Here is a 19,218-nt window from a genome sequence, read left to right as displayed (position 1 = left end):
ACTTCTCAACCAACTGAATTAACGGCCGTAGCCTTTCAGGTTAGCTTTCTTCAGTGCCGACTCATACTGACTGGACATCATCAGAGTTTGCACTTGAGCCATAAAGTCCATGATGACGACAACTACGATGAGCAGTGAAGTACCGCCAAAGTAGAAGGGAACCTTCATCGCATCACGCATGAACTCCGGGATAAGGCAGATAAAAGTAATATACAGCGCGCCGATTAAGGTCAGTCGCGTCATTACTTTATCAATATACTTCGCCGTTTGCTCTCCCGGACGAATTCCCGGTACGAATGCACCAGACTTCTTCAGGTTATCTGCTGTTTCACGTGGGTTGAAAACCAACGCCGTATAGAAGAAACAGAAGAAGATGATTGCAGTCGCATAGAGTAGCACATAAAGCGGCTGTCCTGGCTGCAAATACAGCGAAATTGTTGTCAGCCAGTTCCAACCGGTACCGCCCCCAAACCACGATGCAATCGTTGCCGGGAACAGAATAATGCTGGAAGCAAAGATGGCTGGAATAACGCCCGCCATATTCACTTTCAACGGTAAATGTGTGCTCTGTGCAGCGTAAACGCGACGACCCTGCTGACGTTTTGCGTAGTTCACCACAATGCGGCGCTGACCACGTTCAACGAAGATAACAAAGAAGGTCACTGCGAATACGAGTACTGCAACCAACAGCAACAGAAGGAAGTGCAGGTCGCCTTGCCGCGCTTGCTCGATGGTATGGCCAATGGCCGGCGGAAGACCCGCAACAATACCTGCGAAGATAATGATCGAAATACCGTTACCGATACCACGCTCAGTAATCTGTTCGCCCAGCCACATCAGGAACATCGTTCCTGAGACCAGACTCACAACAGCGGTAAAGTAGAAAGCAAAGCCTGGATTCATGACCAGGCCTTGCATCCCTGGCATATTCGGCAGACCGGTAGCAATACCGATCGACTGAAATATGGCCAATACCAACGTACCGTATCGGGTGTACTGGCTAATCTTACGACGGCCAGCCTCCCCTTCTTTCTTAATTTCCGCTAACGCTGGATGAACCACCGTTAATAACTGGATGATAATCGATGCCGAAATATACGGCATGATACCCAGTGCGAAAATAGAAGCACGGCTGAGAGCACCACCAGAGAACATGTTAAACATTTCAATGATGGTGCCACGCTGTTGCTCAAGCAGTTTGGCAAGTACAGTGGCATCAATACCAGGGATTGGAATAAAAGAGCCAATACGGAAGACAATGAGTGCGCCGATTACAAACAGCAGTCTGCGTTTCAGCTCACCAAAGCCGCCTTTGGCACTTTGAAAATCTAATCCCGGTTGTTTAGCCATCTGCTACTTATTCCTCGATTTTACCGCCAGCAGCTTCGATTGCAGCACGAGCACCTTTGGTGACACGCAGGCCGCGAACCGTTACCGGTGTAGATACTTCACCAGACAGAATTACTTTAACGAATTCAATCTGAACACCGACAATGTTGGCTGCTTTCAGCGCGTTCAGGTCGACGATACCGCCTTCAACTTTCGCCAGATCAGACAGACGAATCTCTGTGGTGATCATTGCTTTGCGAGAGGTGAAACCGAACTTCGGCAGACGACGGTACAGAGGCATCTGACCACCTTCGAAACCGCGACGTACGCCACCGCCAGAACGTGAGTTCTGACCTTTGTGACCACGACCACCGGTTTTTCCGAGGCCAGAACCGATACCACGACCCAGACGCTTGGTAGCGTGCTTAGACCCTTCGGCCGGAGACAGAGTATTTAAACGCATCTCTTACTCCTCCACTTTAACCATATAGGAAACCGCGTTAACCATACCGCGTACTGCAGGCGTGTCTTCACGCTCAACGGTGTGGCCAATACGACGCAGACCCAGGCCAACCAGAGTGGCTTTATGCTTAGGCAAGCGGCCGATTGAACTACGGGTTTGAGTGATTTTAATAGTCTTAGCCATCGTGATTACCCCAGAATTTCTTCAACGGATTTACCACGCTTAGCAGCGACCATTTCCGGAGATTTCATATTGCCCAGGCCGTCGATAGTTGCACGAACCACGTTAATCGGGTTAGTAGAACCATAGGCTTTTGCCAGTACGTTATGAACTCCAGCGACTTCCAGAACGGCGCGCATTGCACCACCGGCGATGATACCGGTACCTTCTGAAGCCGGCTGCATGAACACGCGGGAACCCGTGTGTGCACCTTTAACAGGGTGCTGCAGGGTGCCGTTGGTCAGCGCGACGTTAACCATGTTGCGACGGGCTTTCTCCATCGCTTTCTGGATCGCTGCTGGAACTTCACGCGCTTTACCGTAACCAAAACCTACGCGACCATTACCATCACCTACCACAGTCAGTGCTGTGAAGGAGAAGATACGACCACCTTTAACAGTTTTAGAAACACGGTTTACCGCGATCAGTTTTTCCTGCAGTTCGCCAGCTTGTTTCTCGATGTGTGCCATCTTAGACCTCTACCTTAGAACTGAAGGCCAGCTTCACGGGCAGCATCTGCCAGTGCCTGGACGCGACCATGATATTGGAAACCGGAACGGTCGAAAGAAACACCAGTGATGCCTTTTTCGATTGCGCGTTCTGCGATAGCTTTGCCTACTGCAGCTGCGGCTTCTTTATTACCGGTATACTTCAGTTGTTCAGTGATAGCTTTTTCTACAGTAGAAGCAGCGACCAGAACTTCGGAACCGTTCGGGGCGATTACCTGTGCGTAAATATGACGCGGGGTACGATGTACCACCAGGCGAGTAGCACCCAGCTCTTTGAGCTTGCGACGTGCACGGGTCGCACGACGGATACGAGCAGATTTCTTATCCATAGTGTTACCTTACTTCTTCTTAGCCTCTTTGGTACGCACGACTTCGTCGGCGTAACGGACACCCTTGCCTTTATAAGGCTCAGGACGACGGTAGGCGCGCAGGTCCGCAGCAACCTGACCAATCAGCTGTTTATCAGCGCCTTTCAGCACGATCTCAGTCTGAGTTGGACATTCTGCAGTGATACCCGCGGGCAGCTGGTGATCGACTGGATGAGAAAAGCCCAGAGACAGGTTTACCACGTCGCCTTTAACGGCTGCACGATAACCTACACCAACCAGCTGCAGCTTCTTAGTGAAGCCTTCGGTAACACCGATAACCATTGCGTTCAGCAGCGCGCGAGAAGTACCCGCCTGCGCCCAGCCGTCAACGAAACCTTCGCGCGGAGCGAAAGTCAGAGCGTTGTCAGCATGCTTAACTTCAACAGCATCATTGATAGTACGAGTCAGCTCGCCGTTTTTACCTTTAATCGAAATTACCTGACCGTCGAGTTTTACCTCTACGCCGGCAGGAACAACGACAGGTGCTTTAGCAACACGAGACATATGTATCCTCCGATTACGCTACGTAGCAGATAATTTCGCCACCAAGACCTGCCTGGCGCGCTGCACGATCAGTCATGACACCTTTAGATGTAGAAACTACAGCGATGCCCATACCAGCCATTACCTTTGGCAGCTCATCTTTTTTCTTATAGATGCGCAGGCCAGGACGGCTTACTCGCTGAATGCTTTCTACAACAGCTTTTCCCTGGAAATACTTGAGAGTAAGTTCCAGTTCCAGCTTGATGTCGCCTTCGATTTTGAAATCTTCAATATATCCTTCTTCCTTCAGAACGTTGGCAATTGCCAATTTCAGCTTGGAGGAAGGCATGGTGACCGCAACTTTGTTCGCGGCCTGACCGTTACGGATACGGGTCAGCATATCCGCGATCGGATCTTGCATGCTCATCTGTGTTACTCCCGTGATTCAATTGGTGACAATTACCAGCTAGCCTTTTTCAGACCCGGAATTTCACCGCGCATGGCGGCTTCGCGGACCTTGATACGGCTCAACCCAAACTTCCGCAGGAAACCGTGCGGACGACCTGTTTGACGGCAGCGGTTACGCTGACGTGAAGGGCTGGAATCACGCGGCAGACTCTGCAGCTTCAGAACAGCATCCCAACGGTCTTCGTCGGAAGCGTTCACATCAGAGATGATCGCTTTCAGTTCAGCGCGTTTAGCGAAGAATTTGTCTGCTAATTTTGCACGCTTAACTTCGCGCGCTTTCATAGATTGCTTAGCCATTAAGTAACCCTACCTTACTTACGGAACGGGAAGTCAAAGGCAGCCAGCAGAGCACGGCCTTCATCATCAGATTTCGCAGTAGTGGTAATGGTGATATCCAAACCACGAACGCGATCGACTTTGTCGTAGTCGATTTCTGGGAAGATGATCTGCTCACGTACACCCATGCTGTAGTTGCCACGACCATCGAATGACTTAGCGGACAAGCCACGGAAGTCACGGATACGTGGAACTGCAATGGTGACCAGACGCTCAAAGAACTCCCACATGCGCTCGCCACGCAGAGTTACTTTACAGCCGATCGGATAGCCCTGACGGATTTTGAAGCCTGCAACTGATTTGCGTGCTTTGGTGACCAGCGGTTTTTGACCGGAGATTGCTGCCAGGTCAGCTGCTGCGTTATCCAGCAGTTTCTTGTCAGCGATCGCTTCACCAACACCCATGTTCAGGGTGATCTTCTCGACCCGAGGGACTTGCATGACAGAATTGTAGCCAAACTCTGTCATGAGTTTCTGGACTACTTCGTCTTTGTAGTAATCATGCAGTTTCGCCATCGTACTACTCCAAATTACTTGATAGTTTCGCTGTTAGACTTGAAGAAACGGACTTTTTTGCCGTCTTCGAATCTAAAGCCTACACGGTCAGCCTTACCAGTTGCCGCGTTGAACAGTGCAACGTTAGAAACCTGAATAGCAGCTTCTTTTTCAACGATGCCACCTGGTTGGTTCAGGGCCGGAACCGGCTTCTGATGTTTTTTAACCAGGTTGATACCTTCAACGATGACCTTACCAGAAGACAGGACATTCTTAACTTTACCGCGCTTACCTTTATCTTTACCGGTTAACACGATAACTTCGTCGTTACGACGGATTTTAGCTGCCATTGTTCGCTCCTTAGAGTACTTCTGGTGCCAGAGAGATAATTTTCATGAACTTTTCAGTACGAAGTTCACGAGTTACCGGCCCAAAAATACGCGTACCGATAGGCTGCTCACTGTTATTGTTCAGAATAACGCATGCATTACCATCGAAGCGAATGACAGAACCGTCCGGGCGACGAACACCCTTCCTGGTGCGCACCACTACCGCCTTCAGGACATCACCTTTTTTGACTTTACCACGAGGAATTGCTTCCTTGATGGTAACTTTGATGATGTCACCGACGCCTGCGTAGCGACGGTGCGAGCCACCCAGAACCTTGATACACATTACGCGACGTGCACCGGAGTTGTCGGCGACGTTCAGCATAGTCTGTTCTTGGATCATTTTAGTGCTCCGCTAATGTCAACTACTACTTCGGGACCTAAACCTCAGGTCGTTAGAAAGCCCCATAATTGAGGGCGCGGCATTGTAACACCGGTTCTCACAGATGGGTAGAAAAAATAAACGGCTCTCAATCGAGCCGCTGATTTTCCCTGATGACAGGGAGGGCGTATTCTAGGGAATAGTGCGAACAGTAGCAAATGTAATCTGCCTTATTTTTCGTCGCCTCCCTAATAAAGTGCCCTTCTGACTCAACTAACCAGTTTTCTGGCCAGTTGGTTATGCTGATGCAGCACGGCTGGCAGTTCAATTCCGGCCAGTTGTCCGTCACGCACCCTGACTTTTCCGTTGATGATGCTGTAAGCGACCTGCCCCGGATTACAGAACACCAGGGCGGCGACAGGATCGTGCCCTGCCCCGGCAAGACCAATGCGATTCAGGTTAAAGATCGCCAAGTCAGCCATCATGCCCGGTGCAATGGCGCCCACGTCGTCGCGATTCAGCACTTTTGCTCCACCCAGCGTCGCCAGCTCCAGAGCCTGACGTGCCGTCATCGCATCCGGGCCGAAACCCACGCGTTGCAACAGCATCGCCTGACGTACCTCTGCCATCATGTCTGAGCTGTCATTGGAGGCTGACCCATCCACGCCCATACCGACATGGACACCGGCATCACACATGTGGCGTATCGGTGCAATACCCGAACCGAGACGCATGTTTGAACAGGGGCAGTGTGCGACGCCGGTTCCGGTACGTGCAAAGAGCTCCATACCATGCTGATCCAGTTTTACGCAGTGTGCATGCCAGACATCCGGCCCTACCCAGCCGAGGTCCTCAACGTACTGCGCTGGCGTCATGTTGAATTTCTCGCGGCTATAGCGGATATCGCTGTCGTTCTCCGCCAGATGAGTATGCATCGAGACGTTGAAGCTGCGTGCCAGTGCAGCGGACTGCTTCATCAGCTCATGACTGACCGAGAACGGTGAACATGGTGCCACCACGATGCGTAACATCGAGCCGTGGCTGTCATCGTGATAGCGCTCAATCACACGCTGCGTGTCCCTGAGGATGGCGGCTTCATTCTCAACCAGCGAATCAGGCGGCAGGCCACCCAGGGATTTACCGACGCTCATGCTGCCCCGGCTGGCATGGAAACGCATGCCCATTAACGCTGCAGCCTCAATGCTGTCGTCAAGCTTACAGCCGTTAGGGTAGACATAGAGATGGTCACTGGTGGTGGTACAACCGGAAAGCATTAACTCGGCCATCGAAATCTGCGTTGAGATATGAATCATCTCAGGTGTCAGATTCTGCCATAGTGGGTAGAGGTGGGTAAGCCAGTTGAAAAGTTCGCCGTTTTGTACCGCAGGAATAGCCCGGGTCAGGCTCTGATACATGTGATGATGCGTATTAATCAGGCCAGGTATAACAATGTGTCCCCGCAGATCGATAATCTCATCTGCGCTATCGGGTAACGATCCTGCTTCCCCGACCGCAACGATCTGATTTCCTTTAATCAGAATACTGGCGTTCCGTATTTCCCGCCGGTCGGCATCCATGCAAACCACGCATTCAGCATTCTTCAGTAACAGAGTTCGTTCCATGCTATTGCCTGTGGGTTGAGATTGTGTGCTACCCGATAATAGCGGCAAGCTTTTGGCAGAGCTAATCGCAGGTAACGCAGCTAACAGTGGCAGCTTTATCAGTGACCGGCGTAAGCGGTCAGGACTCTCCATTTTCACAGCACATTTCCTTGTACAGTTATGATAACCCAGACCTTTATGGCCTACAGCTTTCAGGCCTCATTGCCTGAATCGTCTCAGCTTAGACCTGACAATCTGCTAAATTTTTGAGCACCATCAAATCTGCTCTGTCACAGGCACAAATGGATCAACCCCCGATTACAGGCAAAAAAAAAACCCCCTGCCGAAGCAGAGGGTTTCCTCAGAGAATACAATTCTTATTACAGAACCGCTTTCTCGATTACGCGAACCAGGGTCCAGGATTTAGTCTTGGACAGTGGACGGCATTCGCGGATTTCTACCACGTCACCAATTCCACATTCATTGTTCTCGTCATGGATGTGCAGCTTGGTCGTACGTTTGATGAATTTGCCGTAGATCGGGTGTTTCACAAAACGTTCGATAGCAACAACTGCAGATTTCTGCATTTTGTCACTTACTACACGACCCTGCAGAGTACGGATTTTATCGGTCATTACGAACCCGCCTTCTCAGTCAGTAAAGTCTTAACGCGTGCAACATCACGGCGAACCTGTTTCAGCAGATGAGTCTGCTGCAGTTGGCCAGATGCTGCCTGCATGCGCAGGTTAAATTGCTCACGCAGCAGATTAAGCAGCTCAGTGTTCAGCTCTTCAACGCTTTTTTCACGCAGCTCAGTTGCTTTCATTACATCACCGTCTTAGTTACAAAGGTGGTTTTGATAGGCAGTTTTGCTGCTGCCAGCTTGAATGCTTCACGGGCCAGCTCTTCTGGTACGCCGTCCATTTCATAAAGGACTTTACCAGGCTGGATCAGGGCAACCCAATACTCTACGTTACCCTTACCTTTACCCATACGCACTTCCAGCGGCTTCTCGGTGATCGGTTTGTCCGGGAATACTCGGATCCAGATCTTACCTTGACGCTTAACTGCACGGGTCATAGCACGACGTGCTGCTTCGATCTGACGAGCAGTCAGACGACCACGGCCAACAGCTTTCAGACCGAAAGTACCGAAGCTGACATCCGTACCCGCAGCCAGACCGCGGTTACGGCCTTTGTGCACCTTACGGAATTTCGTACGCTTTGGTTGTAACATCAGCGACTCTCCTTACTTACGGCCTTTACGCTGCTGCTTTTTAGGTTGAGCAGCCGGTTCCGGTTGTTCAACAGCAGCCATACCACCCAGGATCTCACCTTTGAAGATCCATACCTTAACGCCGATTACACCATAAGTGGTGTGCGCTTCAGAGGTGTTGTAGTCAATGTCAGCACGCAGTGTGTGCAATGGCACGCGACCTTCACGATACCATTCGGTACGTGCGATCTCAGCGCCACCCAGACGGCCGCTAACTTCAACTTTAATACCCTTCGCGCCAAGACGCATGGCGTTCTGAACTGCACGCTTCATAGCACGACGGAACATCACACGACGCTCCAGCTGTGAAGTGATGCTGTCAGCTACCAGTTTCGCGTCCAGTTCCGGCTTGCGGACTTCGGCGATATTAATCTGTGCAGGAACGCCAGCGATTTTCGCGACGACCGTGCGCAGTTTTTCTACATCTTCGCCTTTCTTACCGATAACGATGCCCGGACGAGCGGTGTGAATAGTCACACGGATGCTCTTCGCTGGACGCTCGATAACGATACGAGAGACAGATGCTTTAGCCAGTTCTTTAGTCAGGAACTGACGTACTTTAAAATCGCTGTCCAGGTTGTCAGCGAATTCGTTGGTGTTCGCAAACCAGGTAGAGTTCCATGGTTTTACAATACCCAGGCGAATACCATTAGGATGTACTTTCTGACCCATTGCTAGTCTCCAGAGTCTCAGCGATCGGACACAACCACAGTAATGTGGCTGGTGCGCTTCAGGATGCGATCTGCACGACCTTTGGCACGCGGCATAATGCGTTTCATGGTCGGACCTTCATCAACGAAAATTTTCGTGATTTTCAGATCGTCGATATCAGCGCCATCGTTGTGTTCGGCGTTAGCAATGGCAGATTCCAGAACTTTTTTGACCAGTACAGCCGCTTTCTTATTGGTGTAGGTCAAAATGTCCAGTGCCTGCGACACTTTCTTACCGCGAATCAGGTCAGCAACAAGGCGAACCTTCTGAGCAGAAGAACGAGCGTGGCGATGTTGAGCTAAAGTTTCCATCTCTTCCTCCTACTTATTTCTTCTTGGCTTTTTTATCAGCCGCGTGACCGCGATAAGTACGTGTCGGCGCGAATTCACCCAGTTTGTGACCAACCATTTCGTCGGAAACAAAGACAGGAACGTGCTGACGACCATTATGGACAGCGATGGTCAAACCGATCATGTTAGGAAAGATCGTTGAACGACGGGACCAAGTGCGCAAAGGCTTCTTGTCACCGCTTTCCACCGCTTTCTCTACCTTCTTCAGCAAGTGCAGGTCAATAAAAGGACCTTTCTTGAGAGAACGTGGCATGGCTTATCCTCTAATATTATTTGCTACGGCGACGTACGATAAACTTATCGGTACGCTTGTTGCTACGGGTCTTCTTACCTTTGGTCTGAACGCCCCACGGAGTTACCGGGTGCTTACCAAAGTTACGACCTTCACCACCACCGTGCGGGTGATCAACTGGGTTCATCGCGGTACCACGAACGGTCGGACGAACACCACGCCAACGGGCTGCACCAGCTTTACCCAGAACGCGCAGCATATGCTCAGCGTTGCCGACTTCGCCCAGTGTTGCGCGGCAGTCAGACTCGACTTTACGCATTTCACCTGAACGCAGACGCAGGGTAACGTAAGAACCTTCACGCGCAACGATCTGCACGTAAGCACCAGCTGAGCGAGCAATCTGACCGCCTTTGCCTGGTTTCATTTCTACGTTATGCACGGTTGAACCCACCGGGATGTTACGCATCGGCAGTGTGTTACCTGCTTTGATCGCAGCATCAACGCCAGATTGGATCTGGTCGCCGGCTTTCAGGCCTTTAGGGGCCAGGATGTAACGGCGCTCGCCGTCTTTGTACAGAACCAGTGCGATGTTCGCAGAGCGGTTCGGATCGTACTCAAGACGTTCAACGGTTGCCGGGATACCATCTTTGTTGCGTTTGAAGTCAACAATACGGTAAGCCTGCTTGTGACCACCACCGATATGACGGGTAGTGATACGACCATTGTTGTTACGGCCACCGGATTTGCTGTTTTTTTCTACCAGCGGGGCAAATGGTTTGCCCTTGTGCAGCTCCGCGTTTACCACTTTAACTACATGGCGACGACCCGGAGATGTCGGTTTACATTTAACAACTGCCATTGTCTTTCTCCTCCGACTTACTCAGCGCCGCCAGCGAAGTCCAGATTCTGGCCTTCTTTCAGGGTGACGTAAGCTTTTTTCCAGTCGCTACGACGACCGATACGCTGTCCTTGACGCTTAACTTTGCCCTTAACTACCAGGGTGTTTACGTCTTTAACTTCAACTTCGAACAGTTTCTCAACAGCAGCAACGATCTCTGCTTTGGTCGCGTCATTAGCAACTTTGAGAACGATGGTATTAGTTTTTTCCATCGCGCTAGATGCTTTTTCAGATACGTGCGGCGCGCGCAGTACTTTCAGCAGACGTTCTTCACGGATCATGCCAGCATCTCCTCAACTTGCTTAACTGCATCAGCAGTCATAACGACTTTGTCGAAGGCGATCAGGCTAACTGGGTCGATACCGGATGCATCACGCACGTCAACCTTGTACAGGTTACGCGCAGCCAGGAACAGATTCTCATCCAGTTCACCGGTGATGATCAGCACGTCTTCCAGAGCCATGTCTTTCAGTTTCTGTACCAGCAGCTTGGTTTTCGGTGCTTCTACAGCAAATGATTCGACAACGATCAGACGATCTTGACGTACCAGCTCGGACAGGATGCTTTTCAGCGCGCCGCGGTACATCTTTTTGTTAACTTTTTGACTGTGGTCCTGCGGCTTCGCAGCAAAGGTCACGCCACCTGAACGCCAGATTGGGCTCTTTACAGAACCTGCACGCGCACGGCCGGTGCCTTTCTGACGCCATGGCTTTTTGCCTGAACCGGTTACTTCGGCGCGAGTTTTCTGCGCACGAGTACCCTGGCGGGCGCCAGATGCGTAAGCAACAACAACCTGGTGAACCAGCGCTTCGTTGAAATCACGACCGAAGGTAGTTTCGGAAACAGTCAGCGCGCTCTGCGCGTCTTTCAATACTAATTCCATTGCTATCCCCTTACGCCTTCACAGCTGGTTTAACGATCAGGTCGCTACCGGTAGCACCGGGAACTGCACCTTTAACCAGCAGCAGGTTGCGCTCAGCGTCAACACGTACTACGTCCAGACTCTGAACGGTTACGCGCTCATTACCCAGCTGACCTGCCATTTTCTTGCCTTTGAACACTTTGCCCGGAGTCTGGTTCTGACCGATAGAACCCGGAACGCGGTGAGACAAGGAGTTACCGTGAGTAGCGTCCTGGGTACGGAAGTTCCAGCGCTTAACGGTACCGGCGAAACCTTTACCTTTAGAGGTACCGGTTACGTCAACTTTCTTAACTTCAGCGAAAATCTCAACGCTGATGCTCTGACCTACAGAGTACTCTTCACCTTCAGCGGTGCGGAATTCCCACAGGCCACGGCCAGCTTCAACGCCAGCTTTAGCAAAATGACCAGCTTCAGGTTTGGTCACACGGTTTGCTTTTTTAGCACCGGTGGTAACCTGAATTGCCTGGTAACCATCGTTTTCCAGGCCTTTGACCTGAGTAACGCGGTTCGCTTCAACTTCGATTACGGTGACGGGGATAGAAACGCCATCTTCAGTGAAGATGCGGGTCATGCCCACTTTTTTACCGACTAAACCAATCATTGTTTCAACCTCTCAATCGCTCGATGACCTGATTAACCCAGGCTGATCTGCACGTCAACACCGGCAGCCAGATCCAGACGCATCAGAGCATCAACCGTTTTTTCAGTTGGCTCAACGATGTCTACCAGACGCTTGTGAGTGCGGATTTCGTACTGATCACGCGCATCTTTGTTAACGTGCGGAGAGATCAGAACAGTAAAACGCTCTTTGCGGGTTGGCAGCGGGATTGGACCACGAACCTGCGCACCAGTGCGCTTGGCGGTCTCAACGATTTCCGCGGTTGATTGATCGATCAGACGATGATCAAACGCTTTAAGACGGATACGGATTCTTTGGTTCTGCATGAGACCAGAGCTCCAAACTTTTTATAGACGAAAAAAATTACTACTCGAGCCCATTACGATTGATGGGAGAGTGTAATCGTTCAGCATATAACTCCCCAATTGGGAGTATTGTCAGGCGGCCTATATTTCAGCCGTCTGCGATTCTGCTCGAATCGCGCCTGCAATATCTGCAGGCCCGCGCATTATACGTAAATCTGTTCAGGAAGCAACCCGTGTTGCGGTTTTCCCTGTTAAATAGTGGCCGGTTCGTGCGGCACGCGTCGCAATGCATTGCCACAGAGCGGTTAAACCACAAATTTTGTTGCGAGCACTTTTCCGCCGTTATTTATCCATGGATGACACAGAATAAGAAGCCGATGAAAGTGCTCTTAACTTCTCATCCGGAGCAGCATCATGTCACTGTTCACTCAATTCATAGCACTCGCTGGCGGAGGCGCACTGGGAAGCTTTCTTTCGCTGGCCTGTGTGCGCTTCTCACCTGCCCTCTCGCCCGCTCCGTGGTTTGTCGCACTCTGCTTTCCCGGTTCACGGTGTGATTGTTGTCAGCAGCGCCTGCTATGGCGCGATACGCTGCCATTGATTAGCTGGCCATGGTTAAGAGGCCGGTGCCGCTTCTGTCATCATCCGTTCGGTGCGAAAAGCTTTATCACTGAATGGCTGGTCGCAATACTTTGCCTGCTGGTGCTGCAAAGCTTCACCGATCCTGCCGACGCTATCTTCATCATTACTGCCTCCAGCCTGCTGCTTCTGGTGGCTGCCATTGATCGCCACCACTTCTGTATACCTGACCCGCTCAGCTATCTGCTGCTCTGGCTGGGATTACTTCACGCCACCGTAACCGGAAATGAAACAGCAGCGATATGGGGCGCCCTGTCGGGCTACTGTACATTATGGCTACTTGCCTGGAGCTATCGGCAGGTTCGGGGCCACGAAGGATTGGGTTATGGTGATATGAAGCTTTTCGCGGCGTTAGGGGCGTGCTGTGGATGGCAGGCACTACCCTGGATTGCACTGGGAAGCACTTTTCTGGCACTGGCGACAATTGTAATGCTGCAGCGTCGGGGGATAATTCAGGGGAAAAGCCCGCTGCCGTTTGGCCCTTTCCTGGCCATTGCGGGCTGGGTAACGATCGTGCTGCAGACCCGATTCACTCTTCTTTGATTTGAGCCTGCAGATAGTTCTGGATGCCCATCTTCTGGATTAACTCAAGTTCCGTTTCAATCCAGTCGATGTGATGCTCTTCATCAGCCAGGATTTCAATCATCATGTCACGACTGACATAGTCATGTACCTTGTCAGCATAGGAGATGGCCTCACGCAGATCTTTAGCGCCTTCCAGCTCCAGATTCAGGTCTGAACTCAGCATCTCCTCGACGTCTTCACCAATACGCAGACGTCCCAGATCCTGAAGATTTGGAATGCCCTCAAGAAAGAGTATGCGTTCAATGTATTTGTCAGCATGCTTCATCTCGTCGATCGATTCGTGATACTCCACATCGTTGAGGCGCGTCAGCCCCCAGTTTTTAAACATGCGCGCATGCAGAAAGTACTGGTTGATGGCAACCAGTTCATTTCCAAGCAGTTTATTAAGATGACTGATAACTTTGATATCGCCCTTCATTGTTAACCCTCCGCGTCTGGTTTATTAGAGCGTAGATGTGGTTAAAAAGAAGTCAAAAAAACGCGATAGATATTGTGGGTATTCACACATCCAGGGGCAGTCAGGCTATCTCTTTATAGAGCGGGGCATGCTGCATCTCTTCATCCATAATCTCACGCGCAGCACGAACGCATTTGCCACACTGTTTGCCTACCGGAACAAACTGGCGCAGCTGCTGAATAGATTTGGGCTGATATCGACGCACAACTTCACGAAGGGTTTTATCACTGATGGCATTACACAGGCAGACGTACATTGATTCATCACTCGGGTACATTTTCTGTACACAGTGTAAATGCGAATCGTTTTTATTTCAAACCTACCCTTTGCAGGGTTATGGCCATTTTCAGAGCAAAAAAAAGAGCACCGGAGTGCTCTTTTTCACTGTGTTGCAGTGGCCGTTTGCACGACCACAGCAGGTATCACAATTAAGCGATAACTTTAGCAACAACACCCGCGCCAACGGTACGGCCACCTTCGCGGATTGCGAAGCGTAGACCTTCGTCCATTGCGATTGGGTGGATCAGGGTAACAACCATTTTGATGTTGTCGCCTGGCATGACCATTTCAACGCCTTCTGGCAGCTCTACTGAACCGGTCACGTCAGTGGTACGGAAGTAGAACTGTGGACGATAGCCTTTGAAGAACGGAGTATGGCGGCCACCTTCGTCTTTAGACAGAACGTAAACTTCTGACTCGAACTGGGTGTGCGGCTTGATTGAGCCTGGCTTAGCCAGAACCTGGCCACGCTGGATGTCTTCACGCTTGATACCGCGCAGCAGAACACCACAGTTTTCGCCTGCCTGACCCTGGTCCAGCAGCTTACGGAACATCTCAACACCGGTACAGGTTGATTTCGCAGTATCTTTGATACCCACGATTTCAACTTCGTCGCCGACTTTAACGATGCCGCGCTCAACACGACCGGTAACAACAGTACCACGGCCAGAGATTGAGAATACGTCTTCGATTGGCAGCAGGAACGGCATGTCGATCGCACGCTGTGGTTCTGGGATATAGGTATCCAGATGCTCAGCCAGTTCGATGATTTTCGCTTCCCACTCAGCTTCGCCTTCCAGCGCTTTCAGAGCAGAACCACGAACGATTGGAGTGTCGTCGCCTGGGAAGTCATAGGCTGACAGCAGGTCACGCACTTCCATCTCAACCAGTTCCAGCAGCTCTTCATCATCAACCATGTCACATTTGTTCAGGAACACGATGATGTAAGGAACGCCAACCTGACGACCCAGCAGGATGTGCTCACGGGTCTGTGGCATCGGGCCATCAGTCGCAGCAACAACCAGGATCGCGCCGTCCATCTGCGCAGCACCGGTGATCATGTTTTTCACATAGTCGGCGTGGCCTGGGCAGTCAACGTGTGCATAGTGACGTGACGGGGTTTCATACTCAACGTGTGAAGTGTTGATGGTGATACCACGTGCTTTCTCTTCTGGTGCGTTATCGATCTGATCGAATGCACGAGCCTGGCCGCCGTAAGTTTTAGACAGTACGGTGGTGATAGCTGCAGTCAGGGTGGTTTTACCGTGGTCGACGTGACCGATGGTGCCCACGTTTACGTGCAGTTTGTTACGCTGAAATTGCTCTTTCGCCATGGCGATAATTCCTTACGTTGTGCCTTCACCATCTGGGTGAAGGCATCAGTTCAAATTTAAACCGTAGCTTATTTGCTACGAGCTTCAATAACGGCCTGCGCTACGTTGTTCGGCGCATCGTCATACTTCAGGAACTCCATGGAGTAAGAAGCACGACCTTTGGTCAGAGAACGCAGCTGAGTTGCGTATCCGAACATCTCAGACAACGGAACTTCAGCGTGAATCTGAACGCCAGTAGCGTTAGATTCCTGCCCTTTGAGCATACCACGACGACGGCTAAGGTCACCGATGACATCACCCGTGTTCTCTTCTGGCGTTTCAACTTCAACCTTCATGATAGGCTCAAGCAGAACAGGTGTCGCTTGTTTAAAGCCTTGTTTGAAGGCAATAGACGCGGCCAGTTTAAACGCCAGTTCTGAGGAGTCGACATCATGGTAAGAACCGAAGTGCAGACGCACGCCCAGATCCACAACCGGATAACCAGCCAGAGGGCCTGATTTCAGCTGCTCCTGGATACCTTTGTCAACCGCAGGGATGTATTCACCAGGAATCACACCACCTTTGATGTCGTTGACAAATTCGTAACCTTTCGGGTTCGAACCTGGCTCCAGTGGGTACATGTCGATAACAACATGACCGTACTGACCACGACCACCAGACTGCTTGGCGTGTTTACCTTCAACATCGGTAACTTTGTTGCGAATCGCTTCACGGTAAGCAACCTGTGGTTTACCCACGTTTGCTTCAACGTTGAACTCACGTTTCATGCGGTCAACGATGATGTCGAGGTGCAACTCACCCATACCTGCGATGATGGTCTGGTTAGATTCTTCATCAGTCCATACGCGGAATGATGGGTCTTCTTTCGCCAGACGGCCCAGAGCCAGACCCATTTTTTCCTGGTCAGCTTTGGTTTTTGGTTCAACGGCGATAGAGATTACCGGCTCCGGGAACTCCATGCGCTCAAGGATGATGACGTTCTCTGGGTCACACAGGGTGTCACCAGTGGTCACATCTTTCAGGCCGATTGCAGCTGCGATATCACCCGCACGGACTTCTTTGATCTCTTCACGCTTGTTAGCGTGCATCTGAACGATACGGCCCAGACGCTCACGGTTTGACTTAACCGGGTTGAACACGGTGTCGCCAGTGTTAACAACACCAGAGTAAACGCGGAAGAAGGTCAGGTTACCTACAAACGGGTCGGTAGCGATTTTGAACGCCAGTGCAGCAAACGGCTCGTTGTCGTCTGAGTGACGAACAGCCGGCGTGTCTTTACCGTCGTCCAGCATACCGTTGATCGCGGTAACGTCAGTCGGTGCTGGCAGATATTCAACAACTGCATCCAGCATCGCCTGAACACCTTTGTTCTTAAATGCAGAACCACAGGTTACCAGGATGATTTCGTTGTTCAGAACACGCTTACGCAGAGATGTTTTGATCTCTTCTTCAGTCAGTTCTTCACCACCGAAGAATTTCTCCATCAGCTCATCAGAGCCTTCAGCAGCGGCTTCAACCAGCTTCGCACGCCATTCTTCAGCCAGTTCCTGCATATCAGCTGGAATATCTTCGTAATCGAAGGTTACACCCTGATCTGCGTCGTTCCAGTTGATTGCTTTCATTTTCACCAGGTCAACAACACCGGTGAATTTCTCTTCTGCGCCGATAGCCAGCTGCAGAGGAACTGGAGTTGCGCCCAGACGAACTTCCATCTGGTTAACAACTTTCAGGAAGTTAGCACCCATGCGGTCCATTTTGTTAACGAACGCAATGCGTGGAACTTTGTATTTGTTAGCCTGACGCCATACGGTCTCAGACTGTGGCTGAACGCCACCAACTGCACAGTAAACCATTACCGCGCCATCAAGCACACGCATAGAACGTTCTACTTCAATGGTGAAGTCAACGTGTCCTGGGGTGTCGATGATGTTGATGTGGTGTGGTTCGAACTGCTTAGCCATACCAGACCAGTAACAGGTGGTCGCAGCGGAAGTGATGGTAATACCACGTTCCTGTTCCTGCTCCATCCAGTCCATGGTTGCTGCGCCGTCATGTACTTCACCGATTTTGTGGTTTACACCGGTGTAGAACAGAACGCGTTCGGTAGTGGTAGTCTTACCGGCGTCGATGTGCGCACTGATACCGATGTTACGGTAGCGAGCAATGGGTGTTTTACGAGCCATTTGATTCCTCGGTTTTTCGGACGTTCAAAATTAGTCAACCCCAGCGGGTTGGCCCTTTGGGCGCCCGCTGGTTTAACAACTACGCGACTGTTACCAGCGGTAGTGAGCGAACGCCTTGTTGGCTTCAGCCATACGGTGAACGTCTTCACGTTTCTTCACTGCAGTACCTTTGTTCTCTGCAGCATCAGAAAGTTCGTTCGCCAGGCGAAGAGCCATTGATTTATCACCACGTTTACGAGCAGCATCTACGATCCAGCGCATTGCCAGGGCATTACGACGAACCGGACGGACTTCAACTGGTACCTGATAAGTAGAACCACCAACGCGACGTGACTTAACTTCGACAGTCGGACGCACGTTTTCCAGCGCTACTTCAAAGGCTTCCAGGGAGTTTTTACCTGAACGCTGAGCCAGGGTCTCAAGCGCGGTATAAACGATTGATTCTGCAGTAGATTTTTTACCATCTACCATCAGGATATTTACAAATTTGGCCAGCAGCTCTGATCCGAACTTAGGATCTGGCAGAATTTTACGCTGACCAATGACGCGACGACGTGGCATGGAAATACTCCGTTGTTAATTCAGGATTGTCCAAAACTCTATGAGTTTATTATGACATTTAATTTAAAATGTTTGGCCTTACTTAACGGAGAACCATTAAGCCTTTGGCTTCTTCACGCCGTACTTGGAGCGAGCCTGCTTACGGTCTTTAACACCTGAGCAGTCCAGCGCGCCACGAACGGTGTGGTAACGCACACCTGGCAGGTCTTTTACACGACCGCCACGGATCAGGATCACGGAGTGTTCCTGCAGGTTATGACCTTCACCGCCGATGTAGGAGGTAACTTCAAAACCGTTGGTCAAACGCACACGGCAGACTTTACGCAGTGCGGAGTTTGGTTTCTTAGGAGTGGTGGTGTACACACGAGTACAAACGCCACGTTTTTGCGGGCAAGCTTCCAGCGCCGGCACGTTGCTCTTTGCAACTTTGCGGACGCGTGGTTTGCGAACCAGCTGGTTAACTGTTGCCATTAAATAGCTCCTGGATTTGCTTTTGCTTCGTAAACACGTAATAAATCGCCTCGTAGAATTACGAGGAGGCAGAATTTTAGGGCTGAGTCAAAGGGGTGTCAAGAAATAACCAGGTTTTAGCCGATTACCAGACCATTTGTTGCGGATGCCTGATCGTTAGCCTGACAAAGCCAGTATAGTCTACTGACTGCACGCTGGTTGAAATTTGTTCAGTGAGTCCGCGCGCCTGGACATCTTCAGCAAGCACCCATAGCGTTGCTTTACACGCTGACAACTGCGCCAATGCGCGACTGCCTGCTAAGGCAGCCAGCACGCCATCCTGCAGCAGCAGCAGGTCATCCCCCTCACCCGCGATTAAAAGCAGGGTTTCGAGGTCACAGTGTGCCGGTGAATGCATTAAGGTGTGCAGCATTAAC

At 50.9% G+C, this 19,218-nt stretch carries 31 protein-coding genes; 1 reads left to right on the top strand and 30 read right to left on the bottom strand.

Annotated elements, in window-relative coordinates; translation table 11 throughout:
* Positions 1 to 18: 18 nt before the first annotated feature.
* The 23 genes from secY to rpsJ form a co-directional block, all read right to left on the bottom strand.
* Complete coding sequence (gene secY / locus IV493_RS01315) at positions 19 to 1,350, bottom strand: preprotein translocase subunit SecY (protein WP_003850175.1); 1,332 nt, start codon at positions 1,348 to 1,350, stop codon at positions 19 to 21.
* A 7-nt stretch (positions 1,351 to 1,357) separates the two neighbouring features.
* Complete coding sequence (gene rplO, locus IV493_RS01310; RefSeq protein ID WP_003850168.1) at positions 1,358 to 1,792, bottom strand: 50S ribosomal protein L15; 435 nt, start codon at positions 1,790 to 1,792, stop codon at positions 1,358 to 1,360.
* A 3-nt stretch (positions 1,793 to 1,795) separates the two neighbouring features.
* The gene (gene rpmD / locus IV493_RS01305) at positions 1,796 to 1,975 is read right to left on the bottom strand and encodes a 50S ribosomal protein L30 (RefSeq protein WP_003850166.1); all 180 of its coding nucleotides are present in this window, start codon (positions 1,973 to 1,975) and stop codon (positions 1,796 to 1,798) included.
* A gap of 5 nt (positions 1,976 to 1,980) precedes the next feature.
* Entirely contained in the window at positions 1,981 to 2,481 is a 501-nt protein-coding gene (rpsE, locus tag IV493_RS01300; protein WP_003850164.1) for a 30S ribosomal protein S5, read from the bottom strand.
* Positions 2,482 to 2,495: 14 nt separating this feature from the next.
* Positions 2,496 to 2,849: a 50S ribosomal protein L18 gene (gene rplR, locus IV493_RS01295; protein ID WP_003850163.1), complete on the bottom strand. Its 354-nt coding sequence runs from the start codon at positions 2,847 to 2,849 to the stop codon at positions 2,496 to 2,498.
* 9 nt (positions 2,850 to 2,858) lie between these two features.
* Positions 2,859 to 3,392 carry a 50S ribosomal protein L6 gene (gene rplF, locus IV493_RS01290; protein ID WP_013359237.1) on the bottom strand — a complete coding sequence of 178 codons (534 nt, stop codon included), beginning with the start codon at positions 3,390 to 3,392 and terminating at the stop codon, positions 2,859 to 2,861.
* A 13-nt stretch (positions 3,393 to 3,405) separates the two neighbouring features.
* The gene (rpsH, locus tag IV493_RS01285; RefSeq protein WP_003850158.1) at positions 3,406 to 3,798 is read right to left on the bottom strand and encodes a 30S ribosomal protein S8; all 393 of its coding nucleotides are present in this window, start codon (positions 3,796 to 3,798) and stop codon (positions 3,406 to 3,408) included.
* A 32-nt stretch (positions 3,799 to 3,830) separates the two neighbouring features.
* Positions 3,831 to 4,136, bottom strand: coding sequence for a 30S ribosomal protein S14 (rpsN, locus tag IV493_RS01280; protein ID WP_008927132.1), 306 nt, complete (start codon positions 4,134 to 4,136; stop codon positions 3,831 to 3,833).
* Positions 4,137 to 4,150: 14 nt separating this feature from the next.
* Positions 4,151 to 4,690 carry a 50S ribosomal protein L5 gene (gene rplE, locus IV493_RS01275; RefSeq protein ID WP_003850155.1) on the bottom strand — a complete coding sequence of 180 codons (540 nt, stop codon included), beginning with the start codon at positions 4,688 to 4,690 and terminating at the stop codon, positions 4,151 to 4,153.
* A gap of 14 nt (positions 4,691 to 4,704) precedes the next feature.
* Positions 4,705 to 5,019 carry a 50S ribosomal protein L24 gene (gene rplX, locus IV493_RS01270; RefSeq protein ID WP_003850150.1) on the bottom strand — a complete coding sequence of 105 codons (315 nt, stop codon included), beginning with the start codon at positions 5,017 to 5,019 and terminating at the stop codon, positions 4,705 to 4,707.
* A gap of 10 nt (positions 5,020 to 5,029) precedes the next feature.
* Positions 5,030 to 5,401 (bottom strand): 50S ribosomal protein L14, encoded by a 372-nt coding sequence (gene rplN / locus IV493_RS01265; protein WP_006120590.1) that lies wholly within the window; start codon positions 5,399 to 5,401, stop codon positions 5,030 to 5,032.
* Between the two features lie 248 nt (positions 5,402 to 5,649).
* Complete coding sequence (locus IV493_RS01260; protein WP_195857636.1) at positions 5,650 to 7,002, bottom strand: 8-oxoguanine deaminase; 1,353 nt, start codon at positions 7,000 to 7,002, stop codon at positions 5,650 to 5,652.
* A gap of 359 nt (positions 7,003 to 7,361) precedes the next feature.
* A complete protein-coding gene (gene rpsQ / locus IV493_RS01255; RefSeq protein ID WP_003850147.1) occupies positions 7,362 to 7,616 on the bottom strand; it encodes a 30S ribosomal protein S17 in 255 nt (84 codons plus the stop codon).
* The gene (rpmC, locus tag IV493_RS01250) at positions 7,616 to 7,807 is read right to left on the bottom strand and encodes a 50S ribosomal protein L29 (RefSeq protein WP_003850146.1); all 192 of its coding nucleotides are present in this window, start codon (positions 7,805 to 7,807) and stop codon (positions 7,616 to 7,618) included. Before rpmC ends, rpsQ begins: the two co-directional genes overlap by 1 nt.
* Complete coding sequence (gene rplP, locus IV493_RS01245) at positions 7,807 to 8,217, bottom strand: 50S ribosomal protein L16 (protein WP_008927134.1); 411 nt, start codon at positions 8,215 to 8,217, stop codon at positions 7,807 to 7,809. Before rplP ends, rpmC begins: the two co-directional genes overlap by 1 nt.
* A gap of 12 nt (positions 8,218 to 8,229) precedes the next feature.
* The gene (gene rpsC / locus IV493_RS01240) at positions 8,230 to 8,928 is read right to left on the bottom strand and encodes a 30S ribosomal protein S3 (protein ID WP_008927135.1); all 699 of its coding nucleotides are present in this window, start codon (positions 8,926 to 8,928) and stop codon (positions 8,230 to 8,232) included.
* Positions 8,929 to 8,945: 17 nt separating this feature from the next.
* Positions 8,946 to 9,278: a 50S ribosomal protein L22 gene (rplV, locus tag IV493_RS01235; protein WP_008927136.1), complete on the bottom strand. Its 333-nt coding sequence runs from the start codon at positions 9,276 to 9,278 to the stop codon at positions 8,946 to 8,948.
* Between the two features lie 13 nt (positions 9,279 to 9,291).
* Positions 9,292 to 9,570, bottom strand: coding sequence for a 30S ribosomal protein S19 (rpsS, locus tag IV493_RS01230; RefSeq protein ID WP_001138115.1), 279 nt, complete (start codon positions 9,568 to 9,570; stop codon positions 9,292 to 9,294).
* A gap of 16 nt (positions 9,571 to 9,586) precedes the next feature.
* A complete protein-coding gene (rplB, locus tag IV493_RS01225) occupies positions 9,587 to 10,408 on the bottom strand; it encodes a 50S ribosomal protein L2 (RefSeq protein WP_013359239.1) in 822 nt (273 codons plus the stop codon).
* 17 nt (positions 10,409 to 10,425) lie between these two features.
* Positions 10,426 to 10,728 carry a 50S ribosomal protein L23 gene (rplW, locus tag IV493_RS01220; RefSeq protein WP_003850708.1) on the bottom strand — a complete coding sequence of 101 codons (303 nt, stop codon included), beginning with the start codon at positions 10,726 to 10,728 and terminating at the stop codon, positions 10,426 to 10,428.
* On the bottom strand, positions 10,725 to 11,330 hold the full coding sequence (gene rplD / locus IV493_RS01215; protein ID WP_003850711.1) for a 50S ribosomal protein L4: 606 nt from the start codon (positions 11,328 to 11,330) through the stop codon (positions 10,725 to 10,727). The genes rplW and rplD overlap by 4 nt, the downstream gene beginning before the upstream one ends.
* A 10-nt stretch (positions 11,331 to 11,340) precedes the next feature.
* Positions 11,341 to 11,970: a 50S ribosomal protein L3 gene (rplC, locus tag IV493_RS01210; protein ID WP_003850712.1), complete on the bottom strand. Its 630-nt coding sequence runs from the start codon at positions 11,968 to 11,970 to the stop codon at positions 11,341 to 11,343.
* A gap of 32 nt (positions 11,971 to 12,002) precedes the next feature.
* A complete protein-coding gene (gene rpsJ / locus IV493_RS01205; protein ID WP_001181005.1) occupies positions 12,003 to 12,314 on the bottom strand; it encodes a 30S ribosomal protein S10 in 312 nt (103 codons plus the stop codon).
* A 393-nt stretch (positions 12,315 to 12,707) separates the two neighbouring features.
* Between rpsJ and IV493_RS01200 the strand changes: the two genes are divergently transcribed.
* Positions 12,708 to 13,475: an A24 family peptidase gene (locus tag IV493_RS01200; RefSeq protein ID WP_195857635.1), complete on the top strand. Its 768-nt coding sequence runs from the start codon at positions 12,708 to 12,710 to the stop codon at positions 13,473 to 13,475.
* On the opposite strand, the gene bfr is transcribed toward IV493_RS01200, so the two are convergent.
* The 7 genes from bfr to tusB form a co-directional block, all read right to left on the bottom strand.
* Positions 13,462 to 13,935, bottom strand: a complete 474-nt coding sequence (bfr, locus tag IV493_RS01195; RefSeq protein WP_013359241.1) for a bacterioferritin — start codon at positions 13,933 to 13,935, stop codon at positions 13,462 to 13,464. The genes IV493_RS01200 and bfr overlap by 14 nt on opposite strands.
* 100 nt (positions 13,936 to 14,035) lie before the next feature.
* A complete protein-coding gene (bfd, locus tag IV493_RS01190) occupies positions 14,036 to 14,230 on the bottom strand; it encodes a bacterioferritin-associated ferredoxin (protein ID WP_033784140.1) in 195 nt (64 codons plus the stop codon).
* Between the two features lie 172 nt (positions 14,231 to 14,402).
* Complete coding sequence (gene tuf / locus IV493_RS01185; RefSeq protein WP_013359243.1) at positions 14,403 to 15,587, bottom strand: elongation factor Tu; 1,185 nt, start codon at positions 15,585 to 15,587, stop codon at positions 14,403 to 14,405.
* A 68-nt stretch (positions 15,588 to 15,655) separates the two neighbouring features.
* Positions 15,656 to 17,770 carry an elongation factor G gene (gene fusA / locus IV493_RS01180; RefSeq protein ID WP_147789573.1) on the bottom strand — a complete coding sequence of 705 codons (2,115 nt, stop codon included), beginning with the start codon at positions 17,768 to 17,770 and terminating at the stop codon, positions 15,656 to 15,658.
* A gap of 90 nt (positions 17,771 to 17,860) precedes the next feature.
* On the bottom strand, positions 17,861 to 18,331 hold the full coding sequence (gene rpsG, locus IV493_RS01175; protein WP_009087603.1) for a 30S ribosomal protein S7: 471 nt from the start codon (positions 18,329 to 18,331) through the stop codon (positions 17,861 to 17,863).
* A 96-nt stretch (positions 18,332 to 18,427) separates the two neighbouring features.
* Positions 18,428 to 18,802 (bottom strand): 30S ribosomal protein S12, encoded by a 375-nt coding sequence (gene rpsL, locus IV493_RS01170; RefSeq protein WP_003852912.1) that lies wholly within the window; start codon positions 18,800 to 18,802, stop codon positions 18,428 to 18,430.
* Positions 18,803 to 18,926: 124 nt separating this feature from the next.
* Complete coding sequence (gene tusB / locus IV493_RS01165; RefSeq protein ID WP_013359246.1) at positions 18,927 to 19,214, bottom strand: sulfurtransferase complex subunit TusB; 288 nt, start codon at positions 19,212 to 19,214, stop codon at positions 18,927 to 18,929.
* Positions 19,215 to 19,218: the final 4 nt, after the last annotated feature.

It is taken from the genome of Pantoea sp. SM3640 (assembly GCF_015654165.1).
GTDB classification, from domain to species: domain Bacteria; phylum Pseudomonadota; class Gammaproteobacteria; order Enterobacterales; family Enterobacteriaceae; genus Pantoea; species Pantoea vagans.
The sequence above is the reverse complement of the archived record's forward strand: the minus strand, read 5'-3'. Positions and strand labels throughout refer to the sequence as shown.

Bases quoted from the DNA above. Each gene is read 5' to 3' on its own strand.
- secY (WP_003850175.1), bottom strand. From the start codon at position 1,350: ATGGCTAAACAACCGGGATTAGATTTTCAAAGTGCCAAAGGCGGCTTT.
- rplO (WP_003850168.1), bottom strand. From the start codon at position 1,792: ATGCGTTTAAATACTCTGTCTCCGGCCGAAGGGTCTAAGCACGCTACC.
- rpmD (WP_003850166.1), bottom strand. From the start codon at position 1,975: ATGGCTAAGACTATTAAAATCACTCAAACCCGTAGTTCAATCGGCCGC.
- rpsE (WP_003850164.1), bottom strand. From the start codon at position 2,481: ATGGCACACATCGAGAAACAAGCTGGCGAACTGCAGGAAAAACTGATC.
- rplR (WP_003850163.1), bottom strand. From the start codon at position 2,849: ATGGATAAGAAATCTGCTCGTATCCGTCGTGCGACCCGTGCACGTCGC.
- rplF (WP_013359237.1), bottom strand. From the start codon at position 3,392: ATGTCTCGTGTTGCTAAAGCACCTGTCGTTGTTCCTGCCGGCGTAGAG.
- rpsH (WP_003850158.1), bottom strand. From the start codon at position 3,798: ATGAGCATGCAAGATCCGATCGCGGATATGCTGACCCGTATCCGTAAC.
- rpsN (WP_008927132.1), bottom strand. From the start codon at position 4,136: ATGGCTAAGCAATCTATGAAAGCGCGCGAAGTTAAGCGTGCAAAATTA.
- rplE (WP_003850155.1), bottom strand. From the start codon at position 4,690: ATGGCGAAACTGCATGATTACTACAAAGACGAAGTAGTCCAGAAACTC.
- rplX (WP_003850150.1), bottom strand. From the start codon at position 5,019: ATGGCAGCTAAAATCCGTCGTAACGACGAAGTTATCGTGTTAACCGGT.
- rplN (WP_006120590.1), bottom strand. From the start codon at position 5,401: ATGATCCAAGAACAGACTATGCTGAACGTCGCCGACAACTCCGGTGCA.
- IV493_RS01260 (WP_195857636.1), bottom strand. From the start codon at position 7,002: ATGGAACGAACTCTGTTACTGAAGAATGCTGAATGCGTGGTTTGCATG.
- rpsQ (WP_003850147.1), bottom strand. From the start codon at position 7,616: ATGACCGATAAAATCCGTACTCTGCAGGGTCGTGTAGTAAGTGACAAA.
- rpmC (WP_003850146.1), bottom strand. From the start codon at position 7,807: ATGAAAGCAACTGAGCTGCGTGAAAAAAGCGTTGAAGAGCTGAACACT.
- rplP (WP_008927134.1), bottom strand. From the start codon at position 8,217: ATGTTACAACCAAAGCGTACGAAATTCCGTAAGGTGCACAAAGGCCGT.
- rpsC (WP_008927135.1), bottom strand. From the start codon at position 8,928: ATGGGTCAGAAAGTACATCCTAATGGTATTCGCCTGGGTATTGTAAAA.
- rplV (WP_008927136.1), bottom strand. From the start codon at position 9,278: ATGGAAACTTTAGCTCAACATCGCCACGCTCGTTCTTCTGCTCAGAAG.
- rpsS (WP_001138115.1), bottom strand. From the start codon at position 9,570: ATGCCACGTTCTCTCAAGAAAGGTCCTTTTATTGACCTGCACTTGCTG.
- rplB (WP_013359239.1), bottom strand. From the start codon at position 10,408: ATGGCAGTTGTTAAATGTAAACCGACATCTCCGGGTCGTCGCCATGTA.
- rplW (WP_003850708.1), bottom strand. From the start codon at position 10,728: ATGATCCGTGAAGAACGTCTGCTGAAAGTACTGCGCGCGCCGCACGTA.
- rplD (WP_003850711.1), bottom strand. From the start codon at position 11,330: ATGGAATTAGTATTGAAAGACGCGCAGAGCGCGCTGACTGTTTCCGAA.
- rplC (WP_003850712.1), bottom strand. From the start codon at position 11,970: ATGATTGGTTTAGTCGGTAAAAAAGTGGGCATGACCCGCATCTTCACT.
- rpsJ (WP_001181005.1), bottom strand. From the start codon at position 12,314: ATGCAGAACCAAAGAATCCGTATCCGTCTTAAAGCGTTTGATCATCGT.
- IV493_RS01200 (WP_195857635.1), top strand. From the start codon at position 12,708: ATGTCACTGTTCACTCAATTCATAGCACTCGCTGGCGGAGGCGCACTG.
- bfr (WP_013359241.1), bottom strand. From the start codon at position 13,935: ATGAAGGGCGATATCAAAGTTATCAGTCATCTTAATAAACTGCTTGGA.
- bfd (WP_033784140.1), bottom strand. From the start codon at position 14,230: ATGTACGTCTGCCTGTGTAATGCCATCAGTGATAAAACCCTTCGTGAA.
- tuf (WP_013359243.1), bottom strand. From the start codon at position 15,587: ATGGCGAAAGAGCAATTTCAGCGTAACAAACTGCACGTAAACGTGGGC.
- fusA (WP_147789573.1), bottom strand. From the start codon at position 17,770: ATGGCTCGTAAAACACCCATTGCTCGCTACCGTAACATCGGTATCAGT.
- rpsG (WP_009087603.1), bottom strand. From the start codon at position 18,331: ATGCCACGTCGTCGCGTCATTGGTCAGCGTAAAATTCTGCCAGATCCT.
- rpsL (WP_003852912.1), bottom strand. From the start codon at position 18,802: ATGGCAACAGTTAACCAGCTGGTTCGCAAACCACGCGTCCGCAAAGTT.
- tusB (WP_013359246.1), bottom strand. From the start codon at position 19,214: ATGCTGCACACCTTAATGCATTCACCGGCACACTGTGACCTCGAAACC.